A 14,184-nucleotide genomic window follows, 5' to 3' on the forward strand; every position below is an offset into this window, starting at 1 on the left:
GCGCGGCCGGAACGGTCGCCCAGCGGGTACCGTGGCCCCCGGTCCGGCCCTCCCACCTGGGCCGTGCGCGGTCGTCGGGCCGCGTGCCCGGTTTCCCCGACGCCCGTCTGCTGCCGTGCGGCGGCGGGCGTGTCACGTTCGGAAGGCGGCACGGCGCCGCCCGTGGAGAGCGAAAGGCACACCCGGCATGGGCTACCCCCTCGACCCCGAACTGGCGGCGGCTGCGGCGATGTTGGCCGAGATCGACATCTCGGACCTGCCCGCAGCCCGCGCCGCCCAGGCGGCCGAGCTGGCGGCGGCGATGGCGGCGGCCGACGAGCGTGGGGTCGCCGTGCGCGAGGTGCTGGCGCCGGGCCGCTCGGCCGGCGACCCCAAGGTGCCGCTGCGGATCTACCGCCCCGAGGGCGCCGCCGGGCCGCTGGCCGCCGTCTACGGCGTGCACGGCGGCGGCTTCGTCCTCGGCTCCTTCGACGTGGATCACGACCTCAACCTGCGGTTCGCCCGCGAACTGCCCGCCGTGGTCGTCGCCGTGGACTACCGGCTGGCGCCCGAACACCCGTATCCGGCGCCGCTGGACGACGTGTACGCCGGCTGGCTCTGGCTGGCGGAACACGCCGAAGTGCTGGGCGTCGACCCGGAACGGCTCGCGCTGTGGGGAGACAGCGCGGGGGCGGGGCTGGCCGCCGGGGCCGCGCTGCTGGCGCGCGACCTCGGCGGGCCGGCGGCCCGCCACCTCCATCTGCACAGCCCCGCCCTCGACGACCGGCTCGCCACCGGGAGCGCGCGCCGCTTCACCGACACCCCGGTGTGGAACCGCCGCAACGCCTCCTTGAGTTGGGCCGCCTACCTGGGGTCGGGCGTGCCGGGCACGACCGGGGTCCCGGCCTATGCCGCACCGGCCAGGGCAACGGAACTCGCCGGCCTGCCACCGACGTTCGTCGCCGCCATGGAGTTCGACCCGCTGCGCGACGAGGCGTTGGCCTTCGCCGAGGCGCTGCACGCGGCCGGCGTGCCGGCCCAACTCCGGCGCTACCCGGGCACGTTCCACGGCTGTGCGGCCGTCGTCCACTCCGGCATCGGGCAGCGGATCAACGACGAGGGGCTCGCGGCACTCGCGGCGGGGTTGAACCGGTGAACGCCCGAGACCTTCCGACGGAGCGTCAACCCGCCTCCGGTTCGACGTCGTTACTCAACCGCCAGCCGTACAGCGCCAGTTGCGCCTTGAACCGGTCGCCGGGCTCGTGCAGCCGCCAGCCCAGCGCCTCCTCGACCACCGCCAGCCGGGCCGCCACCGAGCTGTGGTGGAGATGGAGCGCGGCCGCCGCCTGCCGCAGCGAACCGGTGCGGCAGAACGCCTCCAGCGCCGCCACGCCCAGCGCGCCGCCGTCCCGTTCGGCCAGTTCGGCCAGGGCCCGCACCCCGGCGTCGGCCCGCAGCCTGGCCGCCGGCACCTCGGCCAGCAGCGCCAGCGGGCCCAGCGCGTCGTGGTCCACCACCCCCGCGTCGGGCCCGACCCCGGTGGCGAAGCGCAGCGCGGTACGGGCCCGCGCCCAGGAGTCGGCCGCCCGGCTCGGCGGCACCGCGCCGCCCACCCCGCACCGCACGCCCCGGGACCGTTCGCCGCCCGGCAGCCGTTCCGCGTCCCGCTCCGCGAGCACGGCGCGCAGCGCGTCCGCCGGCGAGCCCTCGCCGCCCTGCGGCTGAACCAGCGCGGCGGCCAGCGGCCCGACGGTCGCGACCCGCACCAGCGCCGGCAGCCCACAGCGGGCCAGCAGGGTCACCGCCGTGACCCCCGCGTCCTGCCCGGCGGCGACGGCGAGCACCCGCAGCGGAACGCCCGGGTGCAGCCCGAGCAGCCGCACGGCGCGGGTCCGGTCCTCGATGCTCTCGCGTTCGGAGAGCACCTGTTCGACCAGGGCGGGGTCGGCCGCCCTGGGCGAGGGGCCGGTCAGCCCGGGACCCACCCGGGCCGCCAGGGCCATCCACTCCAGCACCAGGGCGTCCAACGGCTCGGCCGAGCCGGCCCGTTCGAGCCAGACGCGCCCCGCCGGCCGCAGCTCCACGCTGTCGGAGACCCGCCCGGGCACCCCGGGCAGGGCCACCCCGTCGGGCGCGAACCGCACCCGACGGCCGTCGGCCAGCTCAAGACCGGCCGGGCAGCGCACCAGCCCGGCCGTCGAACGCACCAGGGTCACCGGATCGACCGCCCCGCCGCCCAACAGCGCCTGGTAGTGCGCGATGACGCGGACGGCGGCGGCCGCGTCGGCGTCCAGGGCGTTCAACCGCCGCAACAGACCCTTCACGATCCGCAGTCTAGAAAGGGCGGAAACATGTCCACCAGAGCCGCGACACCCCCCGTCCGCCGCAGCCGGCTCCGCCGGCTCGGCCTCGCCCTGCTGGCCGCCGTACTCCCCACGCTGGCCGCCCTGTTGGTCGCCGCGCCTCCCGCGCAGGCGGCCACCCTCACCGAGATCAGGGACTTCGGCGCCAACCCGAGCAACCTCGGGATGCACCTGTACGTTCCGGACACCGTCCAGGACGAGCCGCCCGTGCTGGTGGCGGTGCACTACTGCACCGGCTCGGGCCCGGCGTTCTATTCGGGCACCCAGTTCGCCTCGCTCGCCGACCAGTACGGCTTCGTCGTCATCTACCCCTCGGCGACCCGCGAGGGGCAGTGCTTCGACGTCTCCTCGCCCCAGGCCCTCACCAGGAACGGGGGCAGCGACCCGGTCGGCATCCGCTCGATGATCAGCTATGTGGAGACCCACCACAACGCCGATCCCGACCGGATCTTCGTCACCGGCGCCTCCTCCGGCGCGATGATGACCAACGTCCTGCTCGGCAACTACCCCGACGTCTTCCAGGCCGGCGCGGCCTTCATGGGCGTGCCCTTCGGCTGCTTCGCGACCACCGACGGCTCGGGCTGGAACAGCCAGTGCGCCAACGGCCAGATCAGCCGCACCCCGCAGGAGTGGGGCGACATCGCGCGCGCCGCCTACCCCGGCTACACCGGGCCCAGGCCCCGGATGCAGCTGTGGCACGGCACCCAGGACGCCATCCTCCACCACAACAACCTGGGGGAGGAGATCAAGCAGTGGACCAACGTCCTGGGCGTCAGCCAGACCCCGGCGCTCACCGACAGCCCGCAGCCCAACTGGACCAGGACCCGCTACGGCAACGCCGGTGAGCAGGCCCCGGTCGAGGCGATCAGCATCAGCGGCATGGGCCACGACCTGCCCGGCAGCGGGATGGCCGAACGGGCCATCGCCTTCTTCGGGTTGGACGAGCCGACCGGCAACCCCGGCCCCGACCCGGACCCCGACCCGGCGGCCTGCGCCGTGACGGCCACCACCAACGCCTGGAACACGGGCCTGACCGCCGAGATCACCGTCAGCAACACCGGTGACACAGCGCTCGACGACTGGCGCCTCACGTTCAGCCTGCCCGCCGGCCAGGCCATCACCGCCGGCTGGAACGCCCACTACTCGGCCGAGAGCGGCGCCGTCACCGCGACGGGCGTGGCGCACAACGCCACCATCCCGCCGGGCGGCAGCGTCACCCTCGGCTACCAGGCCAGCCACGGCGGCACCCCCGCCGCCCCGACGGGCTTCGCGCTCAACGGGACGGCCTGCGCCTGACGTTCGGCCCCGCGCTGCGCAACGGCCGCGCCCGCCACGGGAGTTCCACCGTCCGTGGCGGGCGCGCGTCGTCGCGCCGGACGGCCGACGGCGCGGCCCCGCCGACTCCGGAACGGTCAACGGTGTGGCTGGCCGGGGTGGTTCGGCGGTGCGGCTCCGCGCGGGCGGGTTCAGCGGCGCGGTTCGGCGGCCTCGTCGTTCGGCTTCGCGGCCTCGTCGTGGGGCCCGCCGGTCCTGTCGTGGGGGCCGGCCTCGGGGACGGCGCGGCCGCCGCGTTCCTGCCCCTCGGCCACCGGCGCGCTCCGGCCGGACGGCCGCACCGCCCCGGCCACCGCGCCGGCGACCAGCACCACCGCCAGCACCGCGACCATCGCGTTCCGCAGCCCGAACTCCTCGCCCAGGAAGCCCAGCGCCGGCGGCCCGACCAGGAACGCGAAGTAGCCCGTCGTGGCCACCGCGCTCACCCGCGCCGCCGCGCCCCGTGGGTCGTCGCCGGCCGCCGAGATCGCGACCGGGAAGCCGAGCGAGGCGCCCAGACCCCACAACAGGACGGCCCCTGCGGCGAGTTCGGGCCCCGGCGCGGTGATCACGCCCAGCACCCCGAGGCAGGCCAGCACCGCGCCGCCGCGCATCACCGCGACCCGGCCGAAGCGCGTCAACAGCACCTGCCCGGAGAAGCGGCCCACCGTCATCGCGGCGGCGAAGACGGTGAACACCACCGAGCCGGCCACCTCGTCGAGGTCGAACCCGTCCACCATGATCAACGGCAGCCAGTCGTTGGCCGAACCCTCGGCCAGCGCCATCCCGAGCACGATCAGGCCCAGCAGCACCACCCGGCGCTCCCGCCAGACCGCGAGCCGCTCCCGTGCCCGGCCGGTCCGTTCGCCGTTCTCGCCCGGCTCCTCCCGGCCGGTGCCGCCGGGCACCCGGGTCCGCGCCCACAGCAGCCCGGCCGCCGCCAGGACCGTGACCAGCGCCAGATGCCAGAAGACCGGGAAGTCCAGCGCGGTCAGCCCGATCCCGGCGCCGGCGCCCAGCACCGTTCCGCCGCTGAAGCAGCCGTGCAGCGCCGGCATCACCGGCCGGCCCAACGCCCGTTCCACGGCGGCGCCCTCGACGTTCACCGCTATCTCCTGGAGGCCGGTGCCGCAGCCGAAGAACGCCAGGCCCAGGAAGACCACCGGACCGATGCCGCCGGCCGCGCCGCAGGCCAGCACCGCAAGACCCAGCGTGATCGACGAGCCGCCGAGCACCGCGACCCACCGGCCGCCGTGCCGGGCGACCAGCGCGCCCGACGAGAGCACCCCGATCATCGAGCCGATGGAGAGGCCGAAGAGGATCAGGCCCATGCCGGCGGTCGAGACGTCCACCGCCTCCTTGATCGCCGGGGTCCTGGTCACCCAGGAGGCCAGGGCGAAGCCGGGCGTGAGGAAGAGCATGAAGAGCGCGGCGCGCCAGCGTCGCAGTACGGGGTCGACCACCGCCTTGGGCATGGGTGTGACTCTCTCCGGGGGCTCGGTGCCATGTGTGGAACGTGCGATTTAACGATAAAACAGGGTCGATGGCGCGGAGGCAACCATGCCCCGGCGTCCGGCGTCGGCGGCCTCAGCCGACGGCGGCCAGCGCCCGGTCCAACGACTCGACCAGGCCCTCGAAGGCGGTCGCCGTGTCCCGATCGGCGCCGTGCGGACGGCGGAGCTGGTCGACATAGAGCGTGATCTCGTCCAGATCCCAGCGCAGCCGGTAGAGCCGCAGCGCGGCGGAGGAGACCGGGCCGCCGCCGGCCGCCGCGTAGGCGGCCAGCTCGGCCGGGTCCTCCGTCACCTGCCACAGGTCGCGCCCGGCCGGGGCCAGCCCCACCGTGTCCCAGTCGATCAACGCCGGCCGCCCCTCGGACCAGAGCACATTGCCCGGGTGCGGCTCGCCATGGGTGAGCACCCAGGGCACGCCCTCGGCGCGCACCCGCGCGAGCAGCGCGTCATAGTCCGCCAACGCGGCGCGCAGCGCGGCGGGTTGACGGTCCGTGAGCAATCGGCGGGTCGGCTCGGCGTAGGGGCCGCCGGTCCACGGCGTGTCCAGCGCGTCCAACGCCCGCTCCAGCGCGGGCCGCCCCGCCAACCCCGGATCGCGGCGCGGCGCCTCGGGAACGGCGGGCGCCGCCCGGTGCACGGCCGCCAACAGGCCCAGCAACGCCCGCCGTTGCTCCGCCGAGTGGGGCTGGCCGTGCTCGCCGGAGGCGCCGGCCGCCCACGGGAAGACGGCCACCGCGTAGCGGCGGCCGAGCCGGTGCGTGCTCCGCCCCTCGCCGTCTGTCAACGGGCCGACCACGCCGTCGAGTTGGGCCGCCAGGGTGGCGGCGGTGGCCAGCGCGGCGGCGAGCGTCGACGGATCGGTCGGCCCCGCGTCCAGGTCCCAGGCGGTCACGAACCACCGCCGCCCCGCCGCGTCCGAGGCCCGCCAGTGGTAGCCGCCGAAGCCGACGGGCGCGTGCTCCAGCACGGTCGGCGCGAGGCCCCAACGGTCGCGCAGGAGCGCGCCGAGCGCGCGGGGGTCGAGGTCGGAAGGTGCCTCATGCATCCGCGCATGGTGCCACCGACCCCCTCCCCAACGGGAACGATTTCCCGACGGTGCCCGTAGCCGCCGGCCGCGCCGCGTGCCGCCGGCGCGGGGTGGACATCGGGCGGTCGGTGCGATTCCAGGAGCTTGTCGTCGTCGCTCACGGTCCGGACTGTTTCCCGAGGCGTTTCACGAGGTTCGCCGTTTGTGACGGCACCCCCAGTTGGCGACAGGAACATTTGGCCACAGGAAGGAACCGAACTGGTGCGGCACACGTCTCCGCACCATGATCTCCAGCGAGTACCAAGAACACGTGATGTCCGTCAGGCTGGCCTCGCCACCCGTGGAGGGTGTGGATTCGCCGAGGGTCAACGACTACGACAGCTTCGCCGAGGCGTACACGGCCGTGAATGAATCCAACCTGGTGAACGCCTACTACGAGCGTCCGGCGATGCTGGCCCTCGCTGGAGACGTGGCTGGCCGGCGGGTCCTCGACGCCGGCTGTGGATCGGGGCTCCTGTCTGCCGCGCTGCGCGACCGTGGCGCTGTGGTGAGCGGCTTCGACTCGAGTGCCGGGATGCTGGAGCTGGCCCGGCGGCGGCTCGGCGACGGTGCGGACCTGCGGGTGACGGACCTGGGCGGCCCACTTCCCTACCCTGATGACACGTTCGACGATGTGGTCGCGTCCCTGGTGCTGCACTACCTGGAGGACTGGGGGCCGGCGCTGGCCGAGCTGCGACGCGTGCTCAAGCCCGGTGGGCGACTGATCGCTTCCATCGACCATCCCTTCGCCGTCAATCTCATTCACCGCGAGGTCGGCCGAGAGGCGGAATGCGACTACTTCGACACCACCAGGTGGACCACGGAGTGGACCATAGGCAGCCAGACCGCATTGGTGAGTCGCTGGCACAGGCCGCTGCACGCGACGGTCAGGGCGTTCACCGGGGCAGGTTTCCGGATCACGGTCATCAGCGAGCCGGACCCTGATCCCGCCGCCCGCGAGCTGTTTCCCGAGGCCATGGCTGCCATGCCGCGCTTCCTGTCCTTCCTGTTCTTCGTCCTGGAGGCCGAGTAGCAACCAGAACGACCAGTCCTCGCGGAACGGTCGACTGTCCACGGTGCAGGCCGCTTCCCCCGTAGCCGGGCGCCGGCCGCGCACCCCCGCGCGCTGAGCGCCCTGGCGCTCACGCGCCCCCGCACCCGCGCGGCAGCGCCCCCGCTCACGCCCCGGCGGTCGTCGCAGGCGACCGCCACCGGCCGCCCAGCGGCGGCGCCAGCCAACTCCCGGCCCGCGCGCGGAAGTCCGCCGGGCGCAGCGCGCCCGCCCCCGCCGGCACCGCGCCCAGCAGCGGCGCGCCCGCCGCCACGGGCAGGTCGGCCAGGTTGCAGCGGGCCGCCAGGTCCGGCTCGGCCGGCCAGCTGCCGATCACCACGCCCGCCAGCCCCAGCCCCCGCGCGGCCAGCGCCTCCGCCGTCAGCGCGGTCAGGTTGAGCGTGCCGAGCCCCGCCGCCACCACCACCAGCACCGGCGCGCCCAGCAGCACCGCCGCGTCCGCCAGCGTGCCGCCCGTCTCGTCCAGCCGCACCAGCAGCCCGCCCGCGCCCTCCACCAGCACCAGGTCGTGATCGGCCGTCAACTCCTCGGCCGCCTTGGCCACTTCGGCCGGACCCACCGGCGGCAGCCCACACCGCGCGGCCGCCGTCGCCGGCGCCAGCGGCTCCGGGAACCGGGCCAACTCCCGCGCCGTCAACGGCCCCGCCAGCCGCGCCGCCTCGGCCGCGTCGCCCGGCTCGCCGGGCGCCAGCCCGGTCTGCGCCGGCTTCAGCACCGCGACCCGCCGCCCGGCGGCGAGCGCCACCGCCGCCACGGCGGCCGTCGCCACCGTCTTGCCGATCTCGGTCCCGGTCCCGCTGACCACCAACACCCGCCCGGCCGCCGGCCGTTCACCCTCCGCACGCACGGCGCCTCACCCCGCCCGCGCCGCCGCCACGGCGGCCGCGCAGATCCGCGCCACGTCGGCGTCCTCGGTCACATAGGGCGGCATGGTGTAGATCAGGTCCCGGAACGGCCGCAGCCACACGCCCGCGCGCACCGCCGCCTCGGTGGCGGCCGGCAGGTTCACCGGGTGGTCCAGCTGGATCACCCCGATCGCGCCCAGCACCCGCACCTCCCGCACCCCCGGCAGCTCGGCCGCCGGCGCGAGACCGGCCCGCAGCCCGGCCCCGATCCGCGCCACCTCGCCGGCCCAGTCCCCGGCCAGCAGCAGGTCGACCGAGGCCAACGCGACCGCGCACGCCAACGGGTTGCCCATATACGTCGGCCCGTGCGCCAGCACCGGCACCTCGCCCCGCGAGATGCCCTCCGCCACCCGGGGCGTGCACAGGGTCGCCGCCAGCGTCAGGTAACCACCCGTCAACGCCTTGCCCAGACACAGCACATCGGGCACCACATCCGCGTGCTCGGCGGCGAACAGCCGCCCCGTGCGCCCGAATCCGGTGGCGATCTCGTCGAAGACCAACAGCACCCCGTGCTCGTCGCACGCCTCCCGCAGCACCCGCAGATACCCGGGGGAGTGGAACGCCATCCCGCCGGCGCCCTGCACCACCGGCTCGACCACCACCGCCGCCAACTCCCCTGCGTGCTCGGCGATCAGGGCCCGCAGCCGCTCGACATAGCCGGGGTCGGGCGGCGCGTCGAAGCCGGGCGGCGGGGCATCCGCGAACACCTGACGCGGCAGCGCCCCCGACCACAGCTCGTGCATCCCGCCCTCGGGATCGCACACCGACATCGCGTGCCAGGTGTCGCCGTGATAGCCGCCCCGCCACGTCAACAGCCGTCGCCGCTCCGGCTGTCCGACCGAGACCCAGTACTGGAGGCACATCTTCAGCGCCACCTCGACGGACACCGAACCGGAGTCAGCGAGAAACACGTGCCGCAGCTCGCCGGGCGTCAACTCCACCAGCCGCGCGGCCAGTTCGACGGCCGGACGGTTCGTCAGGCCGCCGAACATCATGTGGCTCATCCGGCCCAGCTGCTCGGCCGCCGCCGCGTCCAGCACCGGATGCCGGTAGCCGTGCACGGCCGACCACCAGGAGGCCATCCCGTCCACCAACTCCCTTTGCCCGAACGCCGGTTCGGCCAGCCGCAGCCGCACCCCACGGGCCGAATCCACCAGCAGCGGACCGTTGGCCGCCGGCATCGGACCGTACGGGTGCCAGACGTGCTCCCGGTCCAGCGCCAACACGTCGGCCGGCCGCCGCACTATCTGACCAGGCGTCAACACAGCGCGCCCCCTCAGGCGTTGGGCGGAAGATCGGTGCCCGCGCCCCGGCGACGCACCGTCACCAGGCCGTCCCGGTGCGCCGGCAGCGTGTCGCTGTCCGCGCCCTCCACCTCGAACCCCGCGTCCGCGATCATCGCCAGATCCTCCCGGCCCGCCTGGCCCTCGCTGGTCAGATAGTCGCCCAGGAAGATCGAGTTCACGATGTGCAGCGCCAACGGCTGGAGCGACCGCAGATGCGTCTCCCGTCCGCCGGCCAGCCGCACCTCCACGTCCGGGCAGACGAACCGCGTCATCGCCAGCACCCGGAGCGCCCGCGCCGGCGTCAGCTCCCACGTTCCCGCCAACGGCGTGCCCTCGAACGGCATCAGGAAGTTCACCGGCACCGAGTCCGGGTCCAGGTCCCGCAGCGCGAACACCACGTCCACCAGGTCCTCGTCGCTCTCGCCCATCCCCGCGATCAGCCCCGAACACGCCGAGAGCCCCGCCGACCTGGCCTCCCGCACCGTGGCGACCCGGTCCTCGTAGCCGTGGGTGGTGCAGATGTCCCCGTAGGTCGCCTCGGAGGTGTTGAGGTTGTGGTTGTAGGCGTCGGCCCCCGCCGCGCGCAGCCGGCCGGCCTGCCCCTCGGACAGCAGGCCGAGGCAGGCGCAGACCTCCACCTCCGGGTGGCGCTCGCGCACCGCCTCGATCGTCTTCGAGACCCGGTCCACGTCCCGGTCGGTCGGTCCCCGGCCGCTGGCCACCAGGCACACCCGCTTCGCGCCCCCGGCCACGCCGGCGCTCGCCGCCTCGGCCGCCTCCTCCGGCTTCAGCCAGGTGTACTTCAACACCTCGGCCTTCGAGCCCAGCCGCTGCGAGCAGTAGAAGCAGTCCTCGGGGCAGCGGCCCGACTTGAGGTTCACCAGGTAGTTCAGCTTCACCCGCCGCCCGAACCAGTGCCGCCGCACCCGGCCGGCGGCCGCCACCACGTCCAGCAGCTCGTCGTCGGAGGTGGCCAGCACGGCCAGCGCCTCCTCGCGGGTGGGCCGCGCGCGGCGCAGCCCCTTGTCCACCAGCCGGTCCAGAAGGTCCATGGCTCCCGATCCTGTCGCACCCGCCCCCCTCAGGTCCAAGGCAGAACCCCACAACAGGAGTCGGCGGCCGTCTGTCCATCCCCGCATGTTGCGCACGCCGGCCGCCCACTAGCTTTATGGGCAGTCAACAAGACGCGGAAGGCGAAACGGGGGAACGGCCGGCATGACGACGCGCCCGCGCCCGACCCCCGCACACGTGCTGGACTGGCTCGACGAGGCCGCCGAACGCCGCGCCAAGGCCGGCCTCACCCGCCGACTGCGCCCCCGCGCCGCTGACTCGACCGCGCTGGACCTGGCCGGAAACGACTACCTCGGCCTGGCCCGCCACCCCGAGGTGGCGGCGGCCGCCGCCGAGGCCGCCCACCGCTGGGGCGCCGGCGCCACCGGCTCCCGCCTGGTCACCGGCAGCACCGGGGCCCACGCCCAACTGGAGGCGGAGCTGGCCGCGTTCTGCGGAACGGAGTCCGCGCTGGTCTTCGCCTCCGGGTACGCCGCCAACCTGGCCGCCCTCACCGCGCTCGCCCCCGCCGGGACCCTCCTCGTCTCCGACGCCGGCAACCACGCCTCGCTCATCGACGGCTGCCGACTGTCCCGCGCCACGACCACCGTGGTCCCGCACGCCCAACCGCCCGCCGTCGCCGCCGCGTTGGCCGCCCACGACGGGCCGGCGCTGGCCGTCAGCGACGCGGTCTTCTCGGTCGACGGGGACGCCGCGCCGCTGCCCGCGCTGGCCGAGGTCTGCCGGGCCCACGGCGCCGCCCTGCTGGTCGACGACGCGCACGGCCTCGGCGTCCTCGGCCCCGGCGGGCGCGGCGCGCTGGCCGAGGCGGGCCTCGCCGGGGCGCCCGACGTGGTGGCGACCGTGACCCTCTCCAAGGCGCTGGGCAGCCAGGGCGGCGCCGTGTTGGGCCCGGAACGCGTCATCCGGCACCTGGTCAACACCGCCCGCACCATGATCTTCGACACCGGCCTGGCGCCGCCGGCCGTGGCCGCCGCGCTGGCCGCGCTGCGCCTGCTGCGCGCCGAACCGGCGCTGGCCGAACGGGCCCGAACGACGGCGGCCACCCTGCACCGACGCCTCACCGCCGCCGGGCTGACCGCCCACCCACCGGCCGCCGCCGTGCTGTCGCTCCGCGCGCCCTCGCCCGAGGCGGCCCTCGCCTGGGCCGAGTCCTGCCGGGACCGGGACCTGCTGGTCGGCTGCTTCCGCCCGCCCTCGGTCCCCGACGGGATCTCCCGCCTCCGCCTGACCGCCCGCGCCGACCTCACCCCGCCCCAACTCGACACCGCCATCACAACGTTGACCACCACGGCCCCCCACTGACGTGGCCTCGCCCACGGCGAGCCCGCGCCCCACCGCCAGCCGGGCCCCGGCCCGGCGGCCCTGGCGGCCAGCGGCGCGCCTGAGTTACGGCCGGCGGCCCCGGCTCTGTCGGTCAACGTCCGGGCCGTGCGGCCCTGTTGCTCACCGCCACCGGTGGATCACCCCGCCCGGAGTCTCGCCCGCCCTCGGCGGCCCATGCCCGTTCCGCACACCGCCGCGCCGACGCCCGCCAGGGCGGGGAGCCTCAGCGGGCGGCACCTGCCGACGAGGCGCGTCGGCCGAGGCCGCCCCCGCCGGCCCGGCGCGCCGACGGCCCCGACGGTCAACGGCCGGCCTGCGCGGCCCCGTTGATCCCCGCCACAGTCAGCCACGAGAAAACGCCGCCGAGCCGGCACCCCGCACCCAAGACCGCCCCGCTGAGCCCCGGCCACGGGGCACCCACGCCGCCTCGCACCCCTCACGGCTCCGGCGCGCGGCCCCGGGAACGCTTCGTTGCGTGCGGGCCTTTGGGTACCGGCCCCGAGTCCATGCCGCCCGCAGGGTGCCCGCGTCGGCTCGTATCCCTCACGGCTTCGGCGCGCGGCCCCGGGAACGCTTCGTTGCGCGCCGGCCTTTGGGTACCGGCCCCGAGTCCATGCCGCCCGCAGGGTGCCCGCGTCGGCTGGCACCGCTCGGCTTCGGCGCGCGGCCCCGGGAACGCTTCGTTGAGCCCGGGCCACGAGGCGTCCCCGCCCCGAGCGCACGCACCAGGCACCGGTGCCCCCCCGGCGCGAGCCACCGCCCCGGCCCCCCGTCCCCGGCGCGGGCGCCCGCGCGCTGCCCCTCGCTCAGGTGCGCCCCGCCCCGCCGCGCGCCCCCGCCCCGCCGGGCGCATCCACAACCCGCCCCCGCCCGTTGACCGCCGCCCGCAGGGCACCCGCGCCGCCCGCAGGGCACCCGCGCCGGCCCCCGCCGGCGCGCACCCGCCCCGCCCGGGGAGCCCCCGGGCTCCCCGGGCCCCGCTTCGCGGGAGCCCCCAGGGCTCCCGCGTCCCGCCCCACCCCCGTCGCATACCATGCACGGGGCTCAGCAATCGCTTACCGCCGCCCCCACCTCGACAGCTCGACCTCGACAGCTCGACCTCGACAGCACCGCCTCGACAGCCCCACCCCGGAGGAAGCACGTGCAGCGCCGACTGCCCCAGGCCGCTCTCGCCATGTTCCCCGACCTCCCGGACCGCCTCTTCACCCAGGCCCAGCTGGCCCGGCTCCGGGAGCTGGCCGATCTGGGAGACGGCTCGGTGCTCACCGAGTTCACCTCGCCGGCCGCCCGCGCCCGGCTCGCCGAGATCGAGGTGCTCGTCACCGGCTGGGGCAGCCCCGTCGTGGACGACGCGGTGCTCGCCACGGCCCCCCGCCTGCGCGCGGTGCTGCACTCCGCCGGCACGGTCAAGGGCCACCTCGCGCCGGCCTGTTGGGAACGCGGCATCCAGGTCTCCACCGCCGCCCAGGCCAACGCCCAGCCCGTCGCCGAGTACACCCTGGCGATGATCCTGCTGACCCTCAAGGGCGTCCCGGCCGCCATGGCCCGGCTGCGCGAGGGCCGTGGCCACGTCGACCTGCTGCGCCAGTTCCCCACCGTCGGGAACCACCGGCGTCGGGTCGGGCTGGTCGGCGCCTCCCGGATCGGCCGGCTGGTCGCGGAGGCGCTGCGCCCCTTCGACCTGGAGGTCGTCATCTCCGACCCCTACCTCGACGCCGAGGGCGCGGCGGCGCTCGGCGCCACCCCGCTGTCGCTGGAGGAGCTGCTGACCACCAGCGACCTGGTGAGCCTGCACGCGCCCGCCATCGCCGAGACCCGCCACATGCTGAACGCCCCCCGCCTCGCCCTGATGCGCGACGGCGCCGTGCTGATCAACACCGCCAGGGGCGCGCTGGTCGACCACGCGGCGCTGGAGCCGGAGTTGGTCAGCGGCCGGCTGACCGCCGTCCTGGACGTGACCGAGCCCGAGCCGCTGCCCGCCGACTCCCCGCTGTGGACGCTGGACAACGTCTGGCTCACCCCGCACGTCGCCGGCGCCCAGGGCACCGAGCTGCACCGGCTGGCCGACGTGGTGCTGGAGGAGTTGGCGCACATCGGCGCGGGCGAGCCGTTGGCCCACCCGGTGCACGCCGCCGACCTGGGCCGCATCGCCTGATCCTGCCCGGGCTCACCGCGAGCGCCCGCGAGCGCCCCGCGCCGCCTGTGGTGAGCCTGGCCCGGCTGGCCCGCCCGGGCGGCTACGTTGGGCGTGGCAGGCCCGACGCACCGCAGACGCACCGCAGGAGAAG

Annotated in this window: 11 protein-coding genes; 5 read left to right on the top strand and 6 right to left on the bottom strand. The window is 75.7% G+C overall.

What is annotated here, in order from left to right:
- The first annotated feature begins 187 nt into the window (after positions 1–187).
- Positions 188–1,135 carry an alpha/beta hydrolase gene (locus FH609_RS03015; RefSeq protein ID WP_139667643.1) on the top strand — a complete coding sequence of 316 codons (948 nt, stop codon included), beginning with the start codon at positions 188–190 and terminating at the stop codon, positions 1,133–1,135.
- Between the two features lie 25 nt (positions 1,136–1,160).
- Here FH609_RS03015 and FH609_RS03020 read toward each other — a convergent pair whose 3' ends face one another.
- Positions 1,161–2,303, bottom strand: coding sequence for a PucR family transcriptional regulator (locus FH609_RS03020; RefSeq protein ID WP_139667644.1), 1,143 nt, complete (start codon positions 2,301–2,303; stop codon positions 1,161–1,163).
- Positions 2,304–2,330: 27 nt separating this feature from the next.
- On the opposite strand from FH609_RS03020, the gene FH609_RS03025 reads away from it, so the two are divergent.
- Positions 2,331–3,638, top strand: coding sequence for a PHB depolymerase family esterase (locus FH609_RS03025; protein WP_139667645.1), 1,308 nt, complete (start codon positions 2,331–2,333; stop codon positions 3,636–3,638).
- Positions 3,639–3,808: 170 nt separating this feature from the next.
- Here the strand turns inward: FH609_RS03025 and FH609_RS03030 are convergent, their stop codons facing one another.
- A complete protein-coding gene (locus FH609_RS03030; protein ID WP_139667646.1) occupies positions 3,809–5,131 on the bottom strand; it encodes an MFS transporter in 1,323 nt (440 codons plus the stop codon).
- A gap of 112 nt (positions 5,132–5,243) precedes the next feature.
- Positions 5,244–6,215, bottom strand: a complete 972-nt coding sequence (locus tag FH609_RS03035; protein WP_139667647.1) for a phosphotransferase enzyme family protein — start codon at positions 6,213–6,215, stop codon at positions 5,244–5,246.
- Between the two features lie 265 nt (positions 6,216–6,480).
- On the opposite strand from FH609_RS03035, the gene FH609_RS03040 reads away from it, so the two are divergent.
- The gene (locus FH609_RS03040) at positions 6,481–7,269 is read left to right on the top strand and encodes a class I SAM-dependent methyltransferase (protein WP_139667648.1); all 789 of its coding nucleotides are present in this window, start codon (positions 6,481–6,483) and stop codon (positions 7,267–7,269) included.
- 145 nt (positions 7,270–7,414) lie between these two features.
- Here FH609_RS03040 and bioD read toward each other — a convergent pair whose 3' ends face one another.
- The 3 genes from bioD to bioB all read right to left on the bottom strand — a co-directional run bounded on the left by bioD (position 7,415) and on the right by bioB (position 10,551).
- Positions 7,415–8,155: a dethiobiotin synthase gene (gene bioD / locus FH609_RS03045; RefSeq protein ID WP_226961359.1), complete on the bottom strand. Its 741-nt coding sequence runs from the start codon at positions 8,153–8,155 to the stop codon at positions 7,415–7,417.
- A 6-nt stretch (positions 8,156–8,161) separates the two neighbouring features.
- The gene (locus FH609_RS03050) at positions 8,162–9,394 is read right to left on the bottom strand and encodes an adenosylmethionine--8-amino-7-oxononanoate transaminase (protein ID WP_264372766.1); all 1,233 of its coding nucleotides are present in this window, start codon (positions 9,392–9,394) and stop codon (positions 8,162–8,164) included.
- A 95-nt stretch (positions 9,395–9,489) separates the two neighbouring features.
- Positions 9,490–10,551, bottom strand: coding sequence for a biotin synthase BioB (gene bioB, locus FH609_RS03055; protein WP_122184281.1), 1,062 nt, complete (start codon positions 10,549–10,551; stop codon positions 9,490–9,492).
- 163 nt (positions 10,552–10,714) lie between these two features.
- On the opposite strand from bioB, the gene FH609_RS03060 reads away from it, so the two are divergent.
- Together FH609_RS03060 and FH609_RS03065 are read left to right on the top strand one after the other, a co-directional pair.
- Positions 10,715–11,875, top strand: a complete 1,161-nt coding sequence (locus tag FH609_RS03060) for an 8-amino-7-oxononanoate synthase (protein ID WP_139667649.1) — start codon at positions 10,715–10,717, stop codon at positions 11,873–11,875.
- Positions 11,876–13,070: 1,195 nt separating this feature from the next.
- Entirely contained in the window at positions 13,071–14,051 is a 981-nt protein-coding gene (locus FH609_RS03065; protein WP_139667692.1) for a hydroxyacid dehydrogenase, read from the top strand.
- Positions 14,052–14,184: the final 133 nt, after the last annotated feature.

It is taken from the genome of Streptomyces sp. 3MP-14 (genome assembly GCF_006334905.2).
GTDB classification, from domain to species: Bacteria; Actinomycetota; Actinomycetes; order Streptomycetales; family Streptomycetaceae; genus Streptomyces; species Streptomyces triticirhizae.